This window comes from Cohnella abietis, from assembly GCF_004295585.1.
Taxonomy (GTDB): Bacteria; Bacillota; Bacilli; order Paenibacillales; family Paenibacillaceae; genus Cohnella; species Cohnella abietis.
In genome coordinates, this window is record NZ_AP019400.1 from 189,293 (window position 1) to 207,672 (window position 18,380).

Genomic DNA, 18,380 nt, shown 5'->3' on the forward strand with positions numbered 1-18,380 from the left:
TTTCAATTCCAATTAAATTGAGGCAATTATACCAATGATGATATCAATCCAACATCGACTGCAGTTTTGATATTATTACATTCATTTTTCTCAGCGGTTAAACAAGTTGTATTAGCTCATGATTTACTAAAATATCATTTTCAAAAGTACAAAAGTGTTCATAAATACTAAAATTACTAAACATTATCGGCAAGAATTCCTTCAAATGGGGTAGAACGCCTTTGTTTTTTGGATGGAACACCCACTCTAATTTTTTCCAAGAGAGTATTCCCTCTTGTACTTCAACAGGAGTGTTATATATAAATTCATTATTAACTTCTGCAATATAGCAATACATTCCTGTTTTTTGACCATTACTAATCCATGTTACTTGGCCTGAGTACCTAGGTTCAAATATTGATATTCCGGTTTCTTCTTTGGTTTCTCTAATAACAGATTCAATTGGAGTTTCTTTATCCTCAATTTTGCCCCCGACGCCATTCCATCGTCCCATGCCTGGCTCGCTTGTTCTATTTAATAGTAGAAGCTCGTTCCCACGTTTGATGAAGCAAATTGTCCATTTAAGCATATTACTCAGTCCTTATTTTTTTGTTAAGTCTATATTCCACACGTCGATATAATTCCCTTTATTTCGAACAAATATTAATAATCCAAAATAGCCGAGTATAAATATTGGTGAATCATAGAACTCCTCTCTAAATTAATATCCCCATTTTCAGGGGTGCTGCAGCCTCTTCTTTCATATATTCAAAGACAATATGAGCCGGGTTTCTTTTGTATCTTAGTTAAACATTTTAAAAGTATTCCCTTATAAACAGCAAAAAATCTCATATTAATATGCCGAAAACTGCACTGTCAACTTCTCCTAAATTGATTTCAAAAGTAAGAGCGTCATTGCATCATTACCTCCTATTCGTGTTGTTTTACCATTAAAACAGAACCCCGTATTTATCTGTAAGAAAATCTCTCCTCTTGAAATTACGCGAATGTACGCTGTCATGATTTGCTTAAAAAGCACAAGCAGAAGTTATAGCAAAGGTGCTAATCTAAAACAGATGATGCTCATGATAAAATGAACCTCCAATCCCGTATATGATTGGAGGTTCATGTTAGATATTAAAAATATTTAGTTTTTATAATTAGGAATTAGCCAATTTCTCTACATTTTGTATAGTGTTATATAAATTATCAAGCAAGTCATTATACTTTATGGTTGTTTTACTCCAATATTCTTCTCCTAACAACCTCGGAGTTTTTCCGCTGTAAGTCCAGCTTGAATTATTTTTAATGCATGCTACAAACCAGCTGTGATTAAAAATTCCTAGTTCATCATTGACACGATCCGCTTGACTTCCTGTTAATGTATTTTTTTGTGTTTTTAATTGAGTGTAGTATAGATTATTATTATGAAAAGTTATAACGTCTACACCTTGTATCTTTATTCCAAACTCTAGCTCAGTTGAAACTACGTTATTAGATAAGTTAGCAACATCTTCCCAAAATAAGCCTAATTTTGTACTAACGGATCTTGTAATTGCGTTAGCAGAACTAAGCGTCTGTGCTCTAGACATTTCATATATATTGCTATCATTGAGCATACTTTTTTTCTTTAGTTCAATTACAAAAGGAGTTATTTGATCGTTAAATCTATCAAATAATTTATTAATCATATTTGATCGATCTGGTTTATCATCAATAATTTTGGGCAGAATTTCATCAAAAACAATCGACCACATTTTAGCTCGTTTAGGGGCTGAAACTTGACTTGGTGTAACACCATGAGATTCAAAAAACTTTTTATGTAGAAATTCTTTTCTCTTAGAGATATCCAGCATTCCCACTCCTCAATCACTAATATTAATAAAATAATACTAATAGAATTTTCAGGAAAAATAAAGGGGTTTTGGAAATTGCACGGTTCTTCAACATTTAACTATGGCGACCCCGTGAGGACCCGGAGTTAGTAATAACAGAATTTGCGAGTATTCTGGTGAATGAATTGAAGATTCAAAGGAATATGTTGGAATGTGTCGAATGTAAGATGTTCAAGATAAAAATGTAGGGATTGATCGCTTATGGAATCCAATAAACGGGACTGGCACATCGTAATAGCGTTGGTTGTTTGAATTTTTTAGCCTGGTTTTTTTTAGCTCAATTAATACTACTTTTATGATGGGGGAAGCAAAGGACGAATTATGGGGTTATTTGGACTGTAATTGCTGTCTTTAAAATCTATTCGGTAATTTACTTCGGTTACAGTGAGGATTATAAGCAAGCCGTGGCACCAGTTGTGGTTCAAACTCAAACCAAGAGCGTCGAGCGGGTAAAGGTACAGGCGAAAGATCTGAAACCGAACGAAGACCTGAACGAGCTTTGGACAAAGTATACATACGTTGAGAAGCTAAAAGCATCAAATGTGCTCGATGGGTAAGCGGAGTTTGTTAATCGTAATGAAGGTACAAATTTGATTCCAGGAGAAGGCCCGACAAAAATTAAAAATGCAATGCAACTAAATCTAAGCATTGATGTCGATAGCCTAGATCCTGAGCTGCTAAAAATGCTAGCTTTTCGAATTTCTATGCGTATCAAAGATCAAAAGCGAGATTTCGAGTTAACAAACATATATTTATCGTTTGTGGACAAGAATGGGAATGAGAATCGTGATTGGCAAAACTTTGGTTTGGGGATAAACGTTATTACAGGCTATTTTAAGCAACCCACCAAGACATCACCGGATAATTTTTATCAATGGGTTGAGGATCAGTTCATGCTTTCTGAAGACGACAACTGGCTGATGGAGAATGAAGCGTGGACGACACTGAGTGAGAAATCGAGACCATAGAAGGCTTTGCTTATATCAAAGCAAATAAAGCTAAAAAAAACGTTAATAAGCACGCTGTTCTATTCTTGGAGGCAGGCATTACTAGACACGTATTCTCACGTCACTCCTCAGATGGAGGAAATCATCAGGGTGGCGTTGGAGCGGATGTTAGCGTAATCTTATAGAATACACAAGTGCGATACACTTGAAAGAATACTTAAGGGTTTTTCTTTGGTCAAGTTAATAAGAGGGTCTAAGATTCATAAATCAAAGCATTAATCCTACGACCAATGCTTTGTAAGGAGACTAATAACCATGACAACAAACAAAACAGCTTTTATCGCTCAACTATCCAAATCCGTACAGGATGCTATCAAGACTGATCTCAGACTGGCTTTGATTGATACTGATTTGACGGCAGAGGAGCAAGAAACGGCATTACAAGATGCTATGGATAGCCGTTTATGTGACCTATCGGATACCATCGATATCAGTAATTATATCTAAGAGCATCTATAAATAAATCCTACGAAAATTTTACATCTAGCAAGTTGCTGTATTGCACTTAAAACTGAAGAGAAACCCTTAAATAAGGATTCGAATGACACCGTAGATTCTCCTCACAATATATAAAATTTCATCTCGGAATTCTCTTTTAACTTCGGTCCGGACCAATGTAGCTTGTCAACTGATGCGTGTATATGTCTCAGGTTGTTTATTGGGAATATTTCCGATAACATAACGCAAGTGCAGGCGCAGCAACAGACACAGGCTCAACAGCAATCACAAAATCAATTGGCAACTCAGATTCAAAACCAAGAGCAAATACAACTGCAACAGCAAATGCAAATATTAACGCAAATCCAAGCTAAAATTCAGGCACAACATGAGGAGCAAATGCAACTGCAAAGCAAAATGCAGTCGTAGCAGGAAAAAACGGTCATCAATGTCAAATCGTTTAATTAGCCCGAACCACCACCACCATGGCCGCCTGGTGAGCCCGTTTAAACTGTAAGCGAACTAGGTTTTACGCATAAGGATTTGTGTCTAATTCAATAAGAGAGTACTCGCTGCAATTAGCCCGGAGCTTAGGTTCTCGGGCTTTTTGTTATAACAACCGATAATTTTGATTTTCCGTTCCCAATCCGTTCCCATCACTATTTTCTTTTAGAAAAAAGGATGTCTTCATGTGTTTCCAATATTTTCAGGCCTCTTAGGATAGAGTTATAAATCTGGAAAGACTATAGACATGATGAATTTTTCAAAAATGTAGTAATATAAGTTAAATAAGGAAGCATAATATTATTATATAAGATTAGGTAAAAAATGATTTTTTACCTATATGAGAGGTAAGCGCATCAATTTACAATAATAATAGAATGTTTTATTTTAGTGGAATAAGGGTAAACGACAAGAACTGTTGTGGAGTAAAAGGGAATTTAACTGATGTTTCGAAATTATGCCATGCCCTTCAATTTGGGATTTTTGATACTCTGAGAACCTTACAAAAACTATTGAGGTGATTTTGATGAAAGTAATACGGTTCTTCTTGGTTATTCTGGCATTCTTAGTTTTCATTGTAGGCTGTTCTAAAGATGTACCATTTCGCGAACTCATAAAGAATAGTGATGAAGTATTGATACGACATGATAATTTCGAGAAGAAAATAACCGATAAAGACAAAGTCTTAAGTTTGGTAAATGTTCTGGATAAGAGTAATCCTATTGAGCCACCAGATAGAGCAAAAGGTATAAACCTTGAAGTGGCAAAAGAAACGATAATGATACATTTTGACAGGGCCGATTTTTTCTACATTGGTGATGGATACCTTCTATATGTAGGCCAATATTACTCAGTTTCAAAAGATATTGAAAAATACATCAATTAATAAAACAAAAGATGGGCAGTAACTTTATTATTATTGTTTATTTTGCATGTTACTACATACGTCTCCTTAAAATCAAAAGAGGCTTTTTTATGCGACGGGCAGCCGCAACTTTAGTGAGCCAATTCGCTATAAGTAATTCATAAAAAGCAGCGGACACGTTACTTCGTGTAAACACGAACCGAGAGCTTAGAAGGATTTTTTCCAGAGGGTGAACGTCCCTCACCAAGCACTCTGGTGTGACTTAGTAAGCTTAATCTAGAGCATGTATCTCGTGGTATTGGCCTGAAGGAGATGCGGACAATCGAGAGACCCGTAGGCCGATGAGCAGACCCAAATGCGCAAGCGTGAAGCACGAAACGGCAGGAAAAAATCGTCGACTGTGCGAAATTAACAGGAAGCCTAAGGGCAAAAAATCGTTTTCCATTGACCCAGACTAACAATGATGGCTTATCAAGTGAAAATGCTGGGTATGTTCAAAAGGAAGATGTGATGATCCCGTGAGGTTCTCTATTTCCCTGCAAAGGATGATATCATATAAGGCTTCACCGAAGTTGTGATCATACTAGAGAATTCAGGCGTTCTCATAGTACGGAAGTAGGAAGATGACTAAACGTCTGCCGAACGGGAAAGGAATGACCCTGTGGACAAACACTTGACTGTGGTGCCAAACAACCGTCACGTTACTACGGTAAGAACGAACGTAATGGGTAAGGCAGAACTCGATATTCGAATGTCCAAGGTGAAACAGAAAATACCCGACTATTTTCAAACGGCTCTTGGCGGAAAGCGGATTGCCCGTTTCGCGGGTTTATTTCCACTCTACTAAAACAGTCCCTTCCTATACACCACTCGCTTGTCTCTGCTCTTCACGGTCAGTTTCAGTTTAGGGCTACGTAACTAGTAACGTTTTGTATTCACTAAAGATGATGTAAGCGTGGCCTATATTTAAATACAATCATATCTAAGCTCTCTTTCCTTGGTCAGTTCAATGGGTTTAGATATTATCTTTAGAAGAAAGAGCATAGTTCATCACCCATACAAAAGAGCCTCCATTACACATAAATCGTGGTTTTAGAGGCTCTTTTGTTTCTTGGCAAAACTATTTTTTTATATCCAAATAAAGATATTCTATATAAGCATTATTTTAAAGCAACATCAGTACTCGTAATGACAATTTTTTGTTCTATGGCCTGATTATAGATAATTTCTTTGAATTCTAAGATATTCTGACCATAAATATTAGGATTATCATTATCGGGTATCTGTTTTAATTCAACTAATTTATCAATCGCATTGGAAATAGTCTTAAGTTTCTGGTATTGCGCAGGAACATAATCATTCCAATATTGGTCTTCAGTCAATTCCAAACTTTCAATAATCTTACGCTGAAATTCTTGCGCGTCATTCGGTTGAGTCTTCAAAAAATCTCTATTTTCTGCAGCTTGTTTTTTTCCATCTTCTAATGATGCTGAAACATTGAGTTCATCAGCCTTTTGAATTAATAACTGATCGGTTATTAGTTTCTTTAATAAATCTTTATCAGCTATTGAAGTACTTATACCTGAAATAGAATTTTGATTCTGTATCTGTGCCCTATAATCTTCAAGATTCTTTTTTGTGATTGAATATGAGCCGACTTGAACAATTGTAATATCTTCTATTTTTTTGTTTCGAGCAAGTGTTTCTCTGAGCTCTTTAAATGTTTGAAAAGTTGTATCACTCGCTGAAGCAGACATCATGATAGCGCCCACAGCAACTATTACCACAGCTAATGTTCCAATTAATAGTCTCTTTTTCAAAATAATCTCCCCTTTACCAATTAAATGTTACCGTACTTGTACTATTAAGTTGAGTTCCAGAACTACCTACATTAAAATATGAAGTCCCGGTATTACTAGTGAAAGCAGTTGCATATCTCTCAACCGCACTGGAATATTTCCCATACCAATTGTAACTCGAATTATAGAGATAATTACCGACTGTAGGAAGTGTTCTTGCTGCACCCCGAAGTGTTAAAGTTCCAATATTCATTTGGGCCGTAGGATAACTATTCCAGTAACCTTTATGGGCCCAAACAATAAGATCTTTCTTTGTTACTTGATAGACTACTGATGAGATAGGATCATAAACTGATTCATAATTAAGATTAACATCAGTGTTTAAGGCAACCGGAGTATAAATTGACCCTGAAGTATCAACTACCCAGGCATTAATCCAGGTTGTTTCAGTCCATTTTTCAAAAATAGGGGCTGCTTTAGCATTGGGTGTGTAAAAAATTACAGAAAAGAGTAAAACAAATAGCGTAAAACTACTCACGATTTGCATTTTAAACGGACTACTCCTTACATTAACCATAATTAAACACCGCCTTAATCAATTTTTATTGAAAGGCAAATCTTCATACCTTCCAATATCTCAATTGTAAATTTTATGATTGAATTTGTAAATAGTGTAAAAAAAACTAATATTAATTTCTTTATGGATTATTTGAGAAAGGGCAAGATCCACAATTCTTTACTAGCTGGCGATTAACTAATATGCCAAATCAATGCAATATTAATAGATTGAGTATTCCAATAGTCTTTGCTAATAAACAAGGTTCATACATGGTTGACTCTTTTTTAAATTGATATGTCCAATATATTTTATGATAATTAATCTTAATTAATAATATAACAGAAGAACTGAAGCCGATTTATTAAGCTATGACGAAGGAATTTTTGTTCGTGAATTGGGTTACTTCGAGGAAGTTAGAGGGCCAAGTATTCATTTATTATTCGTTCGTGCCGCGGCAAATGGGACACCTATATGAGATCATCCTTGTAGGAGATTTAGAGTGGATAATGCTCTTCATCTTTCGTACAATCCAATGACCTCTCTGTTGTCATGTTGTTGTCCTAATGACAACAGGAAGGCAACTTCGCCCACGAGGAATTCTCAAAACGACACCTAAAAAATAAAAAAGAACCGCACAATAGCACGGTTCTTCAACATTTTAAGTATGGCGGCCCCGAGAGGACTTGAACCTCCGACCTGCGGTTTAGGAAACCGTCGCTCTATCCGCTGAGCTACGGAGCCACAGCAATAGTCAGTATACCACAAAACCTCCGTAGTGCCAAAAAGAAGTTGTGCTAGAGGGGAGATTTATTCAGTAATTTAGCCTCATATGTCCCCAGCTAACTGGTCTTTTTCTCGATTTTTGATATTATCCATTGGTTGGAGATCTTGCGCAGGGTAAATGTTAATTCAGAGCTGTCCATGCTCTCATCTTTAACGAGAAAGATTTTGTTCGGCTCAGGAACAGATAGCTCGTGGATTCGTATATCTAATCCACCATAATCCATGCTGCTTAAATTAATATAATCCTCCGTGTTAAAATGAATCAAACCCTCGTTATCGACGAATTGCTTCAATTCCTCTTCTAACCATTCTTTATAATGAAAGTCCTCGATAAAGTTTTTTATGACCTTCTCAGGCTCAGCAGGGTAAATAAATTTCTTTTCCTCGTTAGTATACTGCAGATCCACTTTCTCCTCGCCCAGAGCGTCATACCGCTGATAGAAAATAAGCTGATGGCTCTGGGTATCATTAACGTCAACATAAGTCACGCTATCATAAATGCCGTCGTTGTCATAATCCTCTAATTTTCTTGTTCCGCTCCCGGTCGTTTCCGGAAAATTATAATTAACTTCCTCAATTTGATCTCCATTTAACTGAAAAATCGAAAACCCTTCACCATACCCGTCCATACCGTTCTGCTCAGAATACAAAACAATAAATTTTTTATCGGTTTGATCTAGCTTCTGAATTCTGACATCTATATTGTCATGTGCGACCCCTATTGAATCCTTCAATTCACCAATAACTTGGCTTTCGCTCACAACAAATATGCGAGCAAAATCCCCAAAAACGACAATGGACTGTTTATTCCCATCGTTATTGAGGTTATCTTCTACAATTTTAGTGACTTTCAATCCGTCAGGCTGAATGCTCTCAATAATAGTCTCCAAGGTCTGAGTTTGTTGAGGAGGAGCGGTCTTGGTCGCCTCTTCAATGACACTGACATTAACATTAACATTTGCTTTAGTACAAGAGCAAAGAGTGATTAATAGGGTAAACGACAGGATGATCTTTATCATTTTGTAGCTCCTATAATATCTGATCTGTAGTCGATTATTATTGTGAATATTCGACTCTGTAATACCATAATAAGACATTATAGAATTTGATAGTGTAAAAAATATCTAAAATTATTGGAATACTGTGAGCATGCGCGGTGAGTACGAATGTCGAAGGCTTGAAGGAATGTCAATAATTTTGTCGAACTAGAAACAAGTTGGTAAAAGTATCCTTTGCAGGAAGAAAAACAGGAAGAGGTCGAACAATGAGGAAAATACTTCAAACGATTATCGCGGCATGTTTAATGATGGGTGTCGTATTCGCAGGGCCGGGGATCGCACTGAACAAAGTGTTCGCGGACGGCGAGCCGCAAATCGAGGATATTATCGGCAAAAATATATATTTGCTATCGGACGGCACGTTGTGGTCGATGGTCGACGGCAATCGGATTATTCGTACACCGGGCAATATCGCGACCGTTGTTGGCAACGAATACTTCGGATTGGGAATGACTAAGGATGGGAAGCTAGTCGAATGGGGGGTCAGCGGCCCACGTCCGGTGGAAGGACAAACAGGCTTGAAGCAGCTTGTGGAGGATTATTGGTTGAAGATGGACGGAACCGTGTGGAACAAAGTCGGCAAGCTCAAGGGGCTGGAAGGTGTATCCTTAATCGGAAGCGGGGACAAAGCTTTCGCAGCGCTCAAGCAAAACGGAGAGCTTCTATATCTGGACGCGAATTCTTCGAGTAGAGATAAATACAGGAAGCTGGGGACGATCACAGATGCCTCGTCCGTTGTCTCCTTGACCGTATTCAATAGCCGTGTCGAGTTATTGTACTCGAGTGGAACTGTTATCGAGTACGATGCGTTTAACTTCGACGACAATGCTCAGATTATTCCTGTCCAAGTGGCGTCGGATGCCGTTCACCTTGCGATTACGGCGGCCCATCCTACGGATATTATGATCGTCACCCGCCGGGACGGCACTGTATGGTTTACGGGAGACTATCGGGATCGTTGGAAGCTTGTACGTCAAGCGACAGGCTTAGGCAACGTCGTCAAAACGGCTGTCTATAAGGGTGCCGATCTTTTTTACGCGAAGCGGACGGATGGAAGCTGGGTGCTCTACGACGATGGCGAAGTGAAGCCGGTCGATGCTCCTCGCGTGCAAAGCGTGGACGTTACCGTATCCGAATCAAAGCCCAATGTCGGTGACACGCTAAGCGTAGGTATCCAAGAGACGTATACCAACAAATCTAAGATCAAGGTCGCGCCAAGCGCGGCGAATATGACGGTCGACAAGCCGTATTTGCTGAAAATTCAATCTGACGGGAAGCTAAAAGTCACCGGGGTCGGAGAGATCCAGCTAACCGTGACAACAAGCGGTATCTCCAAGACGATGACGATTTCCGCCAGCTTACGCAATAATTTGAAGTATGCCAAGCAGGATAAAGGAATCGTTTATTTGCCGGCGAAACCGGTAATCCAAGCGCTAGGGGGAACCGTGGCTTCTGCTAACGGGACGATTACCGCGACGATCGGCGACGTGACGATGACTTTCAAAGCGGGAGACTTCAATGCTTCCCTGAACGGGACGCCTATTAAGTTAAAAGCCGCGCCTCTTGCGGATAAGACGGATACGCTCATCCCTTCGTCGTTGTTAACGGATGCGGTAGGAGCGCGAGTGCAATGGGATACGACTTGGAAAGAAGCCGTTATCACATTCGCTTCGGCGAAAATGACGGTCGTTTCAACCGAGACGGCCGTGCTGATCAAGAAAGCGATGCAAGGAAGCCTCGTTAAGTACATCGGCAAGAGCTACTGGATCAACGGGTTTCAACAGTGGGATAGGTTCTCGAAGGTGACGGTATCAGATATTGCACCGGACGAGCTTGGCGACTTCGTCATCATTTTCCAATCGGCTGGAGGCAAAACGCTGAAAAGCTATCCAATGTCATCCTCCAGTGTGACGGATATCCTTACGGACGAAGGTTATTTTTTCAGCTACGATCCGAAGAAAAAATACGCATGGTCCGCATCAATCTGGAGCCAGATCAAAGCCGGCAAAGTGTCGCTCGGTATGACCAAGGAACAAGTGCGCTTCTCTTGGGGTGCTCCTGCAGGTAAAAGTACCGCCACGGCGGCGGGCAAAACGATCGAGACGTGGGTGTACCGGGATTTCAGCACCGTGTCATTCGTTAACGGAAAAGCGACATTCATTCTCTATTAACATAGGTATTTAAGATTGAAAAAGGTGCACAACAAAAACCGCCGGTTTATCGGCGGTTTTTGTCGTGCTTGACTATGCTTCCTCACGCAACTCCTCTAGAAGATTTGCCTTCTCCATGCGTCTCAGAGGCCCCTGTACGGATATTAGCCCGACAAGTATAGCGGCTCCGCAAGCGATAAGAGCAGCACCCCATGGGAACTCAAAGGGGAAGCCTTGGAAATTAGACAGCTGTGTGAAGAGGAAGTAACTTAATCCGACCCCTAGAATGATCCCCCAGAAGCTGCCGATAATCCCGAACCAGATGCCTTCGGCTGAGGCCATCTTTCGTATTTGACCCATTGTCATACCGACAGCCTGGAGCAAACCAATCTCACGACGGCGCAGCAGCAGATTTGTCTGCACAGTATTAACAATATTTAAGCTTCCGATTACCCCGATAATCAGTAGGAAGCTGTATACGAAAATCTTCATTTGCAGGTTAAATTGGCGCGTTTCCTTCTGTTGAGTGGCATAATCAATGAGATAGCTCCCAGGATTAGCTCGGGCTAGCTCCTCAAGCTTGCTCCTAATCGGATTGACATCCGCACCATCCTCTAATGCGATTTCAAATCCATATCGTGCTGTGCCTAAGGGATCTGGATACTCTGGCTCCGGGACAGCTTCGTATAGTTTGGTGAATGTCGGCTTGGCCGCAATAATGACGAGACTATTATCTTGATAGGCAGAATCGAAAGGGGACTGTGTGAGAATACCAGCTATAGTTACCTCGCGAATCTGATTTGGGTTTATTAATCCTGTATTAGCCAAGTCTAATGTTATCTTATCCCCAACTTTATAACGGGTTAAAGGAATCAGCTCTCTTTTGCCTTTAATCGTTACGGGTTTAACTGCCTGTACAATGAGAACTCCATCCGAAGCAGCAAGCTTCACGGGGTCAACGTCGCCAGACTGAATATATATCTTCGTTTCATCAAATCTTGCTTCATCGTACAGGATTAGCTGAGAATAAATAAATCTATTAGCACGGTTATCCCATTCGGCTTGATCAAACTTATAAATTGTTTTGTTCTCGAAATCTAGATTAAATTGTTTGTCAGGAACGAATGCGCGCGCATCAATGTTTTTATATATTCCATACACGCCTCGGACTCCGGGTAATTGGCTAAACTGTTGAATCTCCTCGTCCGTAACGATATCGGTAGCCTTCTGACGCTTCCCGCTGCCGTCCCCTTCATCGAGAGGGGACTTCGTGATCTGGAAGGCGATCCGATCGTTCTCATTCGTTGTTGTCGTAATGCTCAAGGCCTGCTGGGTAAAATAATGAAACACAATAAACAGTGTGATACTAACAACAATGGAAAAGGTTGTAATGCGAAATTTAGTCCGGTTCCTTCTTATATTATTCGATGCCATCTGTCCTTCGATTCCAAGTAAGGTAAGAAGGGAGGGGATGCGCAATCGCCGGTATGACTCCCTAACAATACTTCCTGCACCTTTAACCGCTTCAACTGGAGACACACTCGACGCTTTGCGTGCAGGAAGCCATGCAGCTAAATAAACGGCTAGGAAACCAATAACAAAGCTTCCGCCCATGATCCACCAATGGAAGGTGAGATGGAAATCCTCCATCATCATGACTTTCAGTCCACTCTGAGTCATCAGCCAAAGTACAAGCCATAAACCGGACCAGCCTACCAGCAAGCCAAGAGGAACACCGATAGCGGATAACACGGTTGCTTCACGAAATACAAGATTACGAATTTGTGCAGGGGAAGCACCAATTGTCCGCAGCAGTCCAAACTGCCGGATTCTTTCCAGCACGGCAATGTGAAAAGCATTATAAATAACGGCCACGGTGGAAAGCACCACAAGACCAATCAAAACGCCAAATATGAGAGATAGAGCGTTATTCACATTTGAATCGCTGCTTTCACCCATGAGCGCGAGCAGTCTAAAGTTCGTGAACATTTTCTCGTTAAGCTTCTTGAACTCATCCAGGTGGCTACTAATATCAACGCCGGACTTTAATGTGAGGAACAGCTGTGCGTTCGAATCAATAACAATTTTAGCTGGATCTATTAATGAATATGCTCTGGCAGAGCCTCGTACCTGACTTAGCTTTTGATTTTTCAGTATCCCAACAACTTGATAGGAATGGTTAATACCGTCGGGTCCTGTTAAGGTTGTTGTTTCATTCAGCTTAGGCTTACCAGGCAGATTAATCATCATCCATTGTTCAATGATGATCTCGTCAACCGAAGTGGGCAAGCGTCCTTCTTGCAGATGAATGGGAAGCAAATCAAAGGCTGCTTTATCGGCTGTGATAACCTCAACGGAATAGGAATCCTGTAGCTCTGTGGTCAGAACCCAATTAAGTACCCCGATCTGATCAACGAGCATGTGTTTGTTAAGAGTCTTATATAGGTCGGGAGTGGGCTCGTTGTAACCGATATGAAAAGAGCCACTCTCGTACTTGGTATTAAGTAGAGCATTATCCTTTAAGGCTTGCCCCATCGTTCCGAGAGCACTAATAAGCGCAACAGAAAGAATAATACCTACAATGGTCAAAATGGATTTTCTGCGTTGCTGCTTTAGATAACGTCCAGCCATTGCGCCATAGCTTCTCATACCTTGCTCCCAAGGCTACCCGAATCGTTAACGAGCAAGCCATCCTGCAGGCTCAGCACCCGATCGGCTTCCGCAGCCACGTTCAAATCATGAGTAATGACAATAACCGTCTGATGGAACTGCCGAACTGCAAGCTTTAGGAGCTCTATTACTTCCCGTCCGTTCGCACTGTCGAGGTTACCTGTTGGCTCATCCGCTAGTACAATCGTTGGACGGTAAGCTAGCGCTCGGCCGATTGCGACTCTTTGCTGCTGTCCACCGGATAGCTCAGAGGGCAGGTGCTTGCGGCGTTCATGTAGACCTAGCGTGTGAATAAGATCATTAATATATGCTTTATCAGGCTTGCGATGATCGAGCAGTAAAGGCAGTTGAATATTTTCCTCTACGTTCAGCACCGGAATAAGGTTGTACGCCTGAAAGATAAAGCCAATTTTTCTGCGGCGGAATACCGCACGGTCTTTCTCTTTAAGTCCGTACAGACTTTCCCCATCAATATGGACATAGCCACCGCTTGGCTTGTCGAGGCCACCCAGCATATGTAGCAGAGTGCTCTTTCCTGAACCACTCGCTCCGACTACGGCAACAAATTCACCTTGATTAATGGCAAAGGAAACTTGATTGAGGGCGTTGACCTGTGTTGAGCCTTTGCCATAGGATTTGCTCAGGCCGTCAACGTTAATGACGTTCATCTATGGATCATCCTCCGGTTAGTATAGATTCGCACGACGGAAGCTTTAGGCTTCCATGCTACGAATCCAGTATATCGCGGTAACCTTACAGATTAGGGGGGTGTGAGCTTACAGTTCTGTAAGCTTCATAGCATTCATTGGGAAAGGGTGATGGGGCAAAGTTAAATTAAAAATCGTGCCTCCAAGAGGGTTGGCTGAGACAGACAAAATCCCCCCATGCTTCTCGATAATAGACTTAGCCAGCGGCAATCCGAGCCCGACTCCACTACCCTCCGTAGAGGAACGATAGAACTTCTTAAAAATATGCGGCAATTGCTGTGCTTCTATTCCACGACCCTGATCCCGTACCTGTACCCGAACGAACACGGGGGTCCTTTCCAAGCTAATCGATACATTGCTGCCAATAGGGCTGTGTTCGATGGCGTTCTTCAGTAAATTCGATATTGCCTCTGCAAGCCAGTGGGGATCATGAGGAATGATCAATTCGGAGTCAGGATGCTCGATCAGCATTTCTATTTGCTTATCCTCAGCCAAACGACTGATCGATTTCACAGCTTGTTGTAAGGTGTCCATAAGTGGGACTTCCCGTAAGCTCATCTCTAAGGCCCCAGCCTCTAACCGAGCAAGCTTGAGCAAAGCTAGCGTCAGCCATTCCATTCGATCAAGTTCTCCTCTACACGTCTCCAGAAATTCTGTAGCGTGATCTGGGTCGAGCTTATCCCCCTGTAACAATTCTATGTAGATCATTAGGGAAGCTAATGGGGTCTTTAATTGATGAGAAATATCAGCTACCGTATCTTTCAGAAAAGCTTTGTCTTGATCAAGCTGCTCAATAGTTGCTCTCAAGCGCAGGGTCAGCTCCTGTGCTCCATTTGCTAACAGCCCTAGCTCCCCCTCATCGTACACAAAGGAAGACATAGGCTTATTATGCTTGACGGTGTCCTCCAGAGAAACCGCTAAGGTTCGGATTTGTCCTAGTAGCTTGTGATATTCTCTGAACAATAACCATGCTATCAGAGCGATGAGCACCGTAATGCTGCTAATCAAAATCCACAAAGTGCTCCAATGATATTGCTGCAGCACAGGTAGCCAGCGGCTCTCGAATAAAGAGGCTACTCCGTAGCGCTCCATGATTTTATGACCTTCGGCTACGGCTTCCGGGGTGGGTGCACCTTTCTCGGATAATTGTCCAAGCCACTTATCGGCCAAGTCAGGATGCTCTGAGTATAAGGTTCCAAGCATAGCTGCTTCTTTGTCCAGCCAAGTGTTCTTGAGCCTTTCGGTAGAGTAATGGCTGTACACAGCGATCAATACCACTGTTATGAGCAACGATGAGGCTAAAATAACAGAAAGCCTCCGCACTGGGGGGTTACGCCACAATCGCGCGAGGCTGAGCTTTTCATTTTCTACACGTTCCATCGATATCCGGCTCCTCTAACCGTCACAAGCATTTGCGGGGTTTGTGGATCGTTCTCTATTTTCTCCCTAAGCCTTCGAATATTAACAGCTACAGTGTTGTCGTCAAGCACCTCAGTACCGTCCGGCCATACTTGCTGAATAATTTGATCCTTGGATAGAACGACACGGGGATGAGTCATGAACAAAGAGAGTAATCTGAACTCTGTCATGCTAAGAGGAACCTCTAGTCCTTCTTTTTCTAATCTCATTTCATTGATGTTTAGCGATAATCCTCCAGCGTTCAAATGATTTTTTACAGCATCGCGAGCGATGGGGGCTCTCCGTCTTAATACAGCATGGACACGCGATAAAAATTCCCGTAGCCGGAATGGCTTCGTAATATAATCGTCTCCTCCAAGATCCAATCCTCGAACGATGTCGAATTCTTGGTCACTCGCTGTTAAGAAGATGATGGGAGTATCTGCGCGCTTGCGAATTTCGGTACAGAAGTCGAATCCGCTACCGTCAGGAAGCTGTACGTCTAATAGGAAAAGGTGGACCTCATTGTCTGCAACCAATGCGCGTGCATCCTTAAGGTTATACGCGCTAAGTACATGGAAACCCTCTTGCTGGAGTGTGAATTGGATACCGCGGTGAAGAGGTTCGTCATCCTCAACTAATAAAATACGAATACTCAAGTCGGTTGACCCCTCTTCTGGTAATAAAATCAGCTAAATGGGACTAGGGTAACGGGACTAAAAACCTAATTTTGTCGGAAAATAATTTAAAAATGTTTAAATCTTCTCGACAGGGTTCTACAAAAAACTGGATAATTTTATCTTATAATGAATTTAGTTCGTTTTTCCTATCGTTGTATGACAAAGTGTGACGAAATGCCTTATGAAAGGAGCGGTCAGATGACTCACTTGGAGACCTCACAGTTAATACGGCGCCTCCAATTGCTACAACGTCGTCTGTGTGAAATGGCTAACGACCTGGGCAATCTGACCGATCCCGAGATTGTAGCGGTCAGTGAGGAAGCGGATCGCCTTATCATTCAGCTTCAACGCTTGCGCAAGGAAGAAGCAGAGTATCGGAAAATGTCAGAAGTATGTGCCGTCTCCGCGTTAACGGCTTCTCAACCGACGGAAGAAGTCAGTCAACAAGCAGGCACACTCCTCGTGAAGCACTCCTGATGTCCAAGGAGAGACATGATTAAATCTTGAGTCCTGCAATAAGTCCATTAATGTGCCAACACAGCCGGCCTTTGGATCAGATGCGCCGTAGACAACGCGTTCTACGCGCGATTGCAGGATGGCACCTGCACACATTGGACAGGGCTCTAATGTGACATATAAGGTACAGCCTAGCAGTCGCCAAGCTTGCAGGGTTTCACTTGCTTGACGGATAGCGATCATCTCTGCATGAGCGGTTGGATCGTGGTCTCTTTCACGTAAATTGTAACCTGCACCTACAATGATGCCCTCTCGGACGATAACTGCACCTATAGGAACTTCACCTAATGCTTCGGCTAGTCTTGCTTGTTGGATCGCCTCTTTCATCCATCGTTCATCTTCTGTATTTATCATTTTTCCTACTCCTTACCAGCGAACATGTATTCGTTGTTAACATGCTGTGCACAATTTTGTGGATAACTACCCGGTTATCCACAGAGTTATGCACATTTTTTGTTTTACCATGGGTACAACTCAATTTAATTGTATCAGGTTGGTAAATAAGGTCAATCCGAGTGAATTTGAGAATAGAGTATAGGAGGTAGAGTAGGACAGACTGTGCTTTTAATGATCTAGGGAGGAGATGTGTGATGGAATCGGTCAGTTTTGTATTTCGAAAGCATCCAGAACGGGAGCCTTCAGGAAAGCTTTCTATATTAGGAGCTTCGTGCTGCTCCGCAGAGAGGATGAATGCCTATGTCAAGAGACGCAATCCCAATGCTCCTGAGGTAGCAGAATTATATTTGCGCCAAGGAAATCGTTATGGTGTGAGAGGGGATGTGGCATACTGTCAATTGGTTCATGAATCTAGATGCTGGACATCCGAGCTTTCATTGCTATCTTGGGCACCATTAACATTATCCGAATTGAATGAGGAATCTTATATTGAAGCGCAGATGCAAATGTTATATACCTTTGCCACAGACTTAGCATTACCAGATGGTGGTGAGGGAAAGCTTAGAAGACAAATGGCTCATCTGGAGCGGGCAGGCTGGAGAGGCACTGTTCCTTGCTGGGAGGATCTGAATGGGAAATGGCCGGCATCGGGAAATCGTTATGGACAAGATATCGTGGCTATGTGGCGCAGCATGGTGGATTGGAAAGGAAAAGGAGAGGTTACAATGGATAATTCGAGAGGACAGGATATGCAGCGACCGATTTCAGCTAGGGGAAGAATAGCGGGAAGCTTGGATTGGTCGTCCTTCAGTAGTGAAGAGATGAAGTGGCTCAAGGCTCAGCAATTGCTGCCTTCTCCTGCTCCGCATCCAGACCAGAAGGTGACCTGGTCGGAGCTGGCAGTTCTGCTACGCCAATGGGAAAATCGGGGCTCAACTGCTACAATAGAATGAAATACAGTTTCATCATAGAAAGA

General features: G+C 41.8%; 19 protein-coding genes and 1 tRNA gene. 9 read left to right on the forward strand and 11 right to left on the reverse strand.

Features of this window, described 5'->3' with window-relative positions:
- Positions 1 to 97 precede the first annotated feature (97 nt).
- Complete coding sequence (locus tag KCTCHS21_RS00855; protein ID WP_130604696.1) at positions 98 to 568, reverse strand: NUDIX hydrolase; 471 nt, start codon at positions 566 to 568, stop codon at positions 98 to 100.
- Positions 569 to 1,139: 571 nt separating this feature from the next.
- Positions 1,140 to 1,835 (reverse strand): hypothetical protein, encoded by a 696-nt coding sequence (locus KCTCHS21_RS00860; protein ID WP_130604697.1) that lies wholly within the window; start codon positions 1,833 to 1,835, stop codon positions 1,140 to 1,142.
- Between the two features lie 455 nt (positions 1,836 to 2,290).
- Between KCTCHS21_RS00860 and KCTCHS21_RS30750 the strand changes: the two genes are divergently transcribed.
- From KCTCHS21_RS30750 to KCTCHS21_RS30695, 6 genes are all read left to right on the forward strand, one after another.
- Positions 2,291 to 2,431 (forward strand): hypothetical protein, encoded by a 141-nt coding sequence (locus KCTCHS21_RS30750; RefSeq protein WP_162309239.1) that lies wholly within the window; start codon positions 2,291 to 2,293, stop codon positions 2,429 to 2,431.
- A 33-nt stretch (positions 2,432 to 2,464) separates the two neighbouring features.
- Positions 2,465 to 2,842 carry a hypothetical protein gene (locus tag KCTCHS21_RS00865; RefSeq protein WP_130604698.1) on the forward strand — a complete coding sequence of 126 codons (378 nt, stop codon included), beginning with the start codon at positions 2,465 to 2,467 and terminating at the stop codon, positions 2,840 to 2,842.
- A gap of 294 nt (positions 2,843 to 3,136) precedes the next feature.
- On the forward strand, positions 3,137 to 3,328 hold the full coding sequence (locus KCTCHS21_RS00870; RefSeq protein WP_130604699.1) for a hypothetical protein: 192 nt from the start codon (positions 3,137 to 3,139) through the stop codon (positions 3,326 to 3,328).
- Between the two features lie 240 nt (positions 3,329 to 3,568).
- Positions 3,569 to 3,748, forward strand: a complete 180-nt coding sequence (locus KCTCHS21_RS31030) for a hypothetical protein (protein WP_130604700.1) — start codon at positions 3,569 to 3,571, stop codon at positions 3,746 to 3,748.
- A 622-nt stretch (positions 3,749 to 4,370) separates the two neighbouring features.
- Positions 4,371 to 4,709: a hypothetical protein gene (locus tag KCTCHS21_RS00880; RefSeq protein ID WP_130604701.1), complete on the forward strand. Its 339-nt coding sequence runs from the start codon at positions 4,371 to 4,373 to the stop codon at positions 4,707 to 4,709.
- 661 nt (positions 4,710 to 5,370) lie between these two features.
- Positions 5,371 to 5,535, forward strand: a complete 165-nt coding sequence (locus KCTCHS21_RS30695) for a hypothetical protein (protein ID WP_162309240.1) — start codon at positions 5,371 to 5,373, stop codon at positions 5,533 to 5,535.
- Positions 5,536 to 5,848: 313 nt separating this feature from the next.
- On the opposite strand, the gene KCTCHS21_RS00885 is transcribed toward KCTCHS21_RS30695, so the two are convergent.
- From KCTCHS21_RS00885 to KCTCHS21_RS00900, 4 genes are all read right to left on the reverse strand, one after another.
- Complete coding sequence (locus KCTCHS21_RS00885) at positions 5,849 to 6,508, reverse strand: hypothetical protein (RefSeq protein WP_130604702.1); 660 nt, start codon at positions 6,506 to 6,508, stop codon at positions 5,849 to 5,851.
- A gap of 13 nt (positions 6,509 to 6,521) precedes the next feature.
- The gene (locus KCTCHS21_RS00890) at positions 6,522 to 7,034 is read right to left on the reverse strand and encodes a hypothetical protein (protein WP_130604703.1); all 513 of its coding nucleotides are present in this window, start codon (positions 7,032 to 7,034) and stop codon (positions 6,522 to 6,524) included.
- Positions 7,035 to 7,711: 677 nt separating this feature from the next.
- A tRNA-Arg gene (locus KCTCHS21_RS00895) sits at positions 7,712 to 7,787 on the reverse strand.
- Positions 7,788 to 7,885: 98 nt separating this feature from the next.
- Positions 7,886 to 8,848 carry a hypothetical protein gene (locus KCTCHS21_RS00900; protein WP_130604704.1) on the reverse strand — a complete coding sequence of 321 codons (963 nt, stop codon included), beginning with the start codon at positions 8,846 to 8,848 and terminating at the stop codon, positions 7,886 to 7,888.
- Between the two features lie 245 nt (positions 8,849 to 9,093).
- Here KCTCHS21_RS00900 and KCTCHS21_RS00905 point away from each other — a divergent pair, with 245 nt between their 5' ends.
- The gene (locus tag KCTCHS21_RS00905; RefSeq protein WP_130604705.1) at positions 9,094 to 11,058 is read left to right on the forward strand and encodes a stalk domain-containing protein; all 1,965 of its coding nucleotides are present in this window, start codon (positions 9,094 to 9,096) and stop codon (positions 11,056 to 11,058) included.
- A gap of 72 nt (positions 11,059 to 11,130) precedes the next feature.
- Here KCTCHS21_RS00905 and KCTCHS21_RS00910 read toward each other — a convergent pair whose 3' ends face one another.
- The 4 genes from KCTCHS21_RS00910 to KCTCHS21_RS00925 all read right to left on the reverse strand — a co-directional run bounded on the left by KCTCHS21_RS00910 (position 11,131) and on the right by KCTCHS21_RS00925 (position 16,471).
- Positions 11,131 to 13,686: an ABC transporter permease gene (locus KCTCHS21_RS00910; RefSeq protein ID WP_130604706.1), complete on the reverse strand. Its 2,556-nt coding sequence runs from the start codon at positions 13,684 to 13,686 to the stop codon at positions 11,131 to 11,133.
- The gene (locus KCTCHS21_RS00915) at positions 13,683 to 14,375 is read right to left on the reverse strand and encodes an ABC transporter ATP-binding protein (protein ID WP_130604707.1); all 693 of its coding nucleotides are present in this window, start codon (positions 14,373 to 14,375) and stop codon (positions 13,683 to 13,685) included. Before KCTCHS21_RS00915 ends, KCTCHS21_RS00910 begins: the two co-directional genes overlap by 4 nt.
- A 108-nt stretch (positions 14,376 to 14,483) precedes the next feature.
- Entirely contained in the window at positions 14,484 to 15,794 is a 1,311-nt protein-coding gene (locus KCTCHS21_RS00920; RefSeq protein ID WP_130604708.1) for a sensor histidine kinase, read from the reverse strand.
- Complete coding sequence (locus KCTCHS21_RS00925) at positions 15,782 to 16,471, reverse strand: response regulator transcription factor (RefSeq protein ID WP_130604709.1); 690 nt, start codon at positions 16,469 to 16,471, stop codon at positions 15,782 to 15,784. The genes KCTCHS21_RS00920 and KCTCHS21_RS00925 overlap by 13 nt, the downstream gene beginning before the upstream one ends.
- Before the next feature lie 219 nt (positions 16,472 to 16,690).
- On the opposite strand from KCTCHS21_RS00925, the gene KCTCHS21_RS00930 reads away from it, so the two are divergent.
- The gene (locus KCTCHS21_RS00930; protein ID WP_232058017.1) at positions 16,691 to 16,969 is read left to right on the forward strand and encodes an aspartyl-phosphate phosphatase Spo0E family protein; all 279 of its coding nucleotides are present in this window, start codon (positions 16,691 to 16,693) and stop codon (positions 16,967 to 16,969) included.
- Here the strand turns inward: KCTCHS21_RS00930 and tadA are convergent.
- Complete coding sequence (tadA, locus tag KCTCHS21_RS00935; protein ID WP_130604710.1) at positions 16,901 to 17,362, reverse strand: tRNA adenosine(34) deaminase TadA; 462 nt, start codon at positions 17,360 to 17,362, stop codon at positions 16,901 to 16,903. The two genes, KCTCHS21_RS00930 and tadA, sit on opposite strands and share 69 nt — an antisense overlap.
- Positions 17,363 to 17,598: 236 nt before the next feature.
- Between tadA and KCTCHS21_RS00940 the strand changes: the two genes are divergently transcribed.
- Entirely contained in the window at positions 17,599 to 18,357 is a 759-nt protein-coding gene (locus KCTCHS21_RS00940; protein WP_130604711.1) for a hypothetical protein, read from the forward strand.
- Positions 18,358 to 18,380 lie beyond the last annotated feature (23 nt).

Excerpts from the sequence above, each read along its gene's own strand:
- KCTCHS21_RS00855 (WP_130604696.1), bottom strand. The coding sequence starts at position 568 with ATGCTTAAATGGACAATTTGCTTCATCAAACGTGGGAACGAGCTTCTA.
- KCTCHS21_RS00860 (WP_130604697.1), bottom strand. The coding sequence starts at position 1,835 with ATGCTGGATATCTCTAAGAGAAAAGAATTTCTACATAAAAAGTTTTTT.
- KCTCHS21_RS00870 (WP_130604699.1), top strand. The coding sequence starts at position 3,137 with ATGACAACAAACAAAACAGCTTTTATCGCTCAACTATCCAAATCCGTA.
- KCTCHS21_RS00890 (WP_130604703.1), bottom strand. The coding sequence starts at position 7,034 with ATGCAAATCGTGAGTAGTTTTACGCTATTTGTTTTACTCTTTTCTGTA.
- KCTCHS21_RS00900 (WP_130604704.1), bottom strand. The coding sequence starts at position 8,848 with ATGATAAAGATCATCCTGTCGTTTACCCTATTAATCACTCTTTGCTCT.
- KCTCHS21_RS00905 (WP_130604705.1), top strand. The coding sequence starts at position 9,094 with ATGAGGAAAATACTTCAAACGATTATCGCGGCATGTTTAATGATGGGT.
- KCTCHS21_RS00910 (WP_130604706.1), bottom strand. The coding sequence starts at position 13,686 with ATGAGAAGCTATGGCGCAATGGCTGGACGTTATCTAAAGCAGCAACGC.
- KCTCHS21_RS00915 (WP_130604707.1), bottom strand. The coding sequence starts at position 14,375 with ATGAACGTCATTAACGTTGACGGCCTGAGCAAATCCTATGGCAAAGGC.
- KCTCHS21_RS00920 (WP_130604708.1), bottom strand. The coding sequence starts at position 15,794 with ATGGAACGTGTAGAAAATGAAAAGCTCAGCCTCGCGCGATTGTGGCGT.
- KCTCHS21_RS00930 (WP_232058017.1), top strand. The coding sequence starts at position 16,691 with ATGACTCACTTGGAGACCTCACAGTTAATACGGCGCCTCCAATTGCTA.
- tadA (WP_130604710.1), bottom strand. The coding sequence starts at position 17,362 with ATGATAAATACAGAAGATGAACGATGGATGAAAGAGGCGATCCAACAA.
- KCTCHS21_RS00940 (WP_130604711.1), top strand. The coding sequence starts at position 17,599 with ATGGAATCGGTCAGTTTTGTATTTCGAAAGCATCCAGAACGGGAGCCT.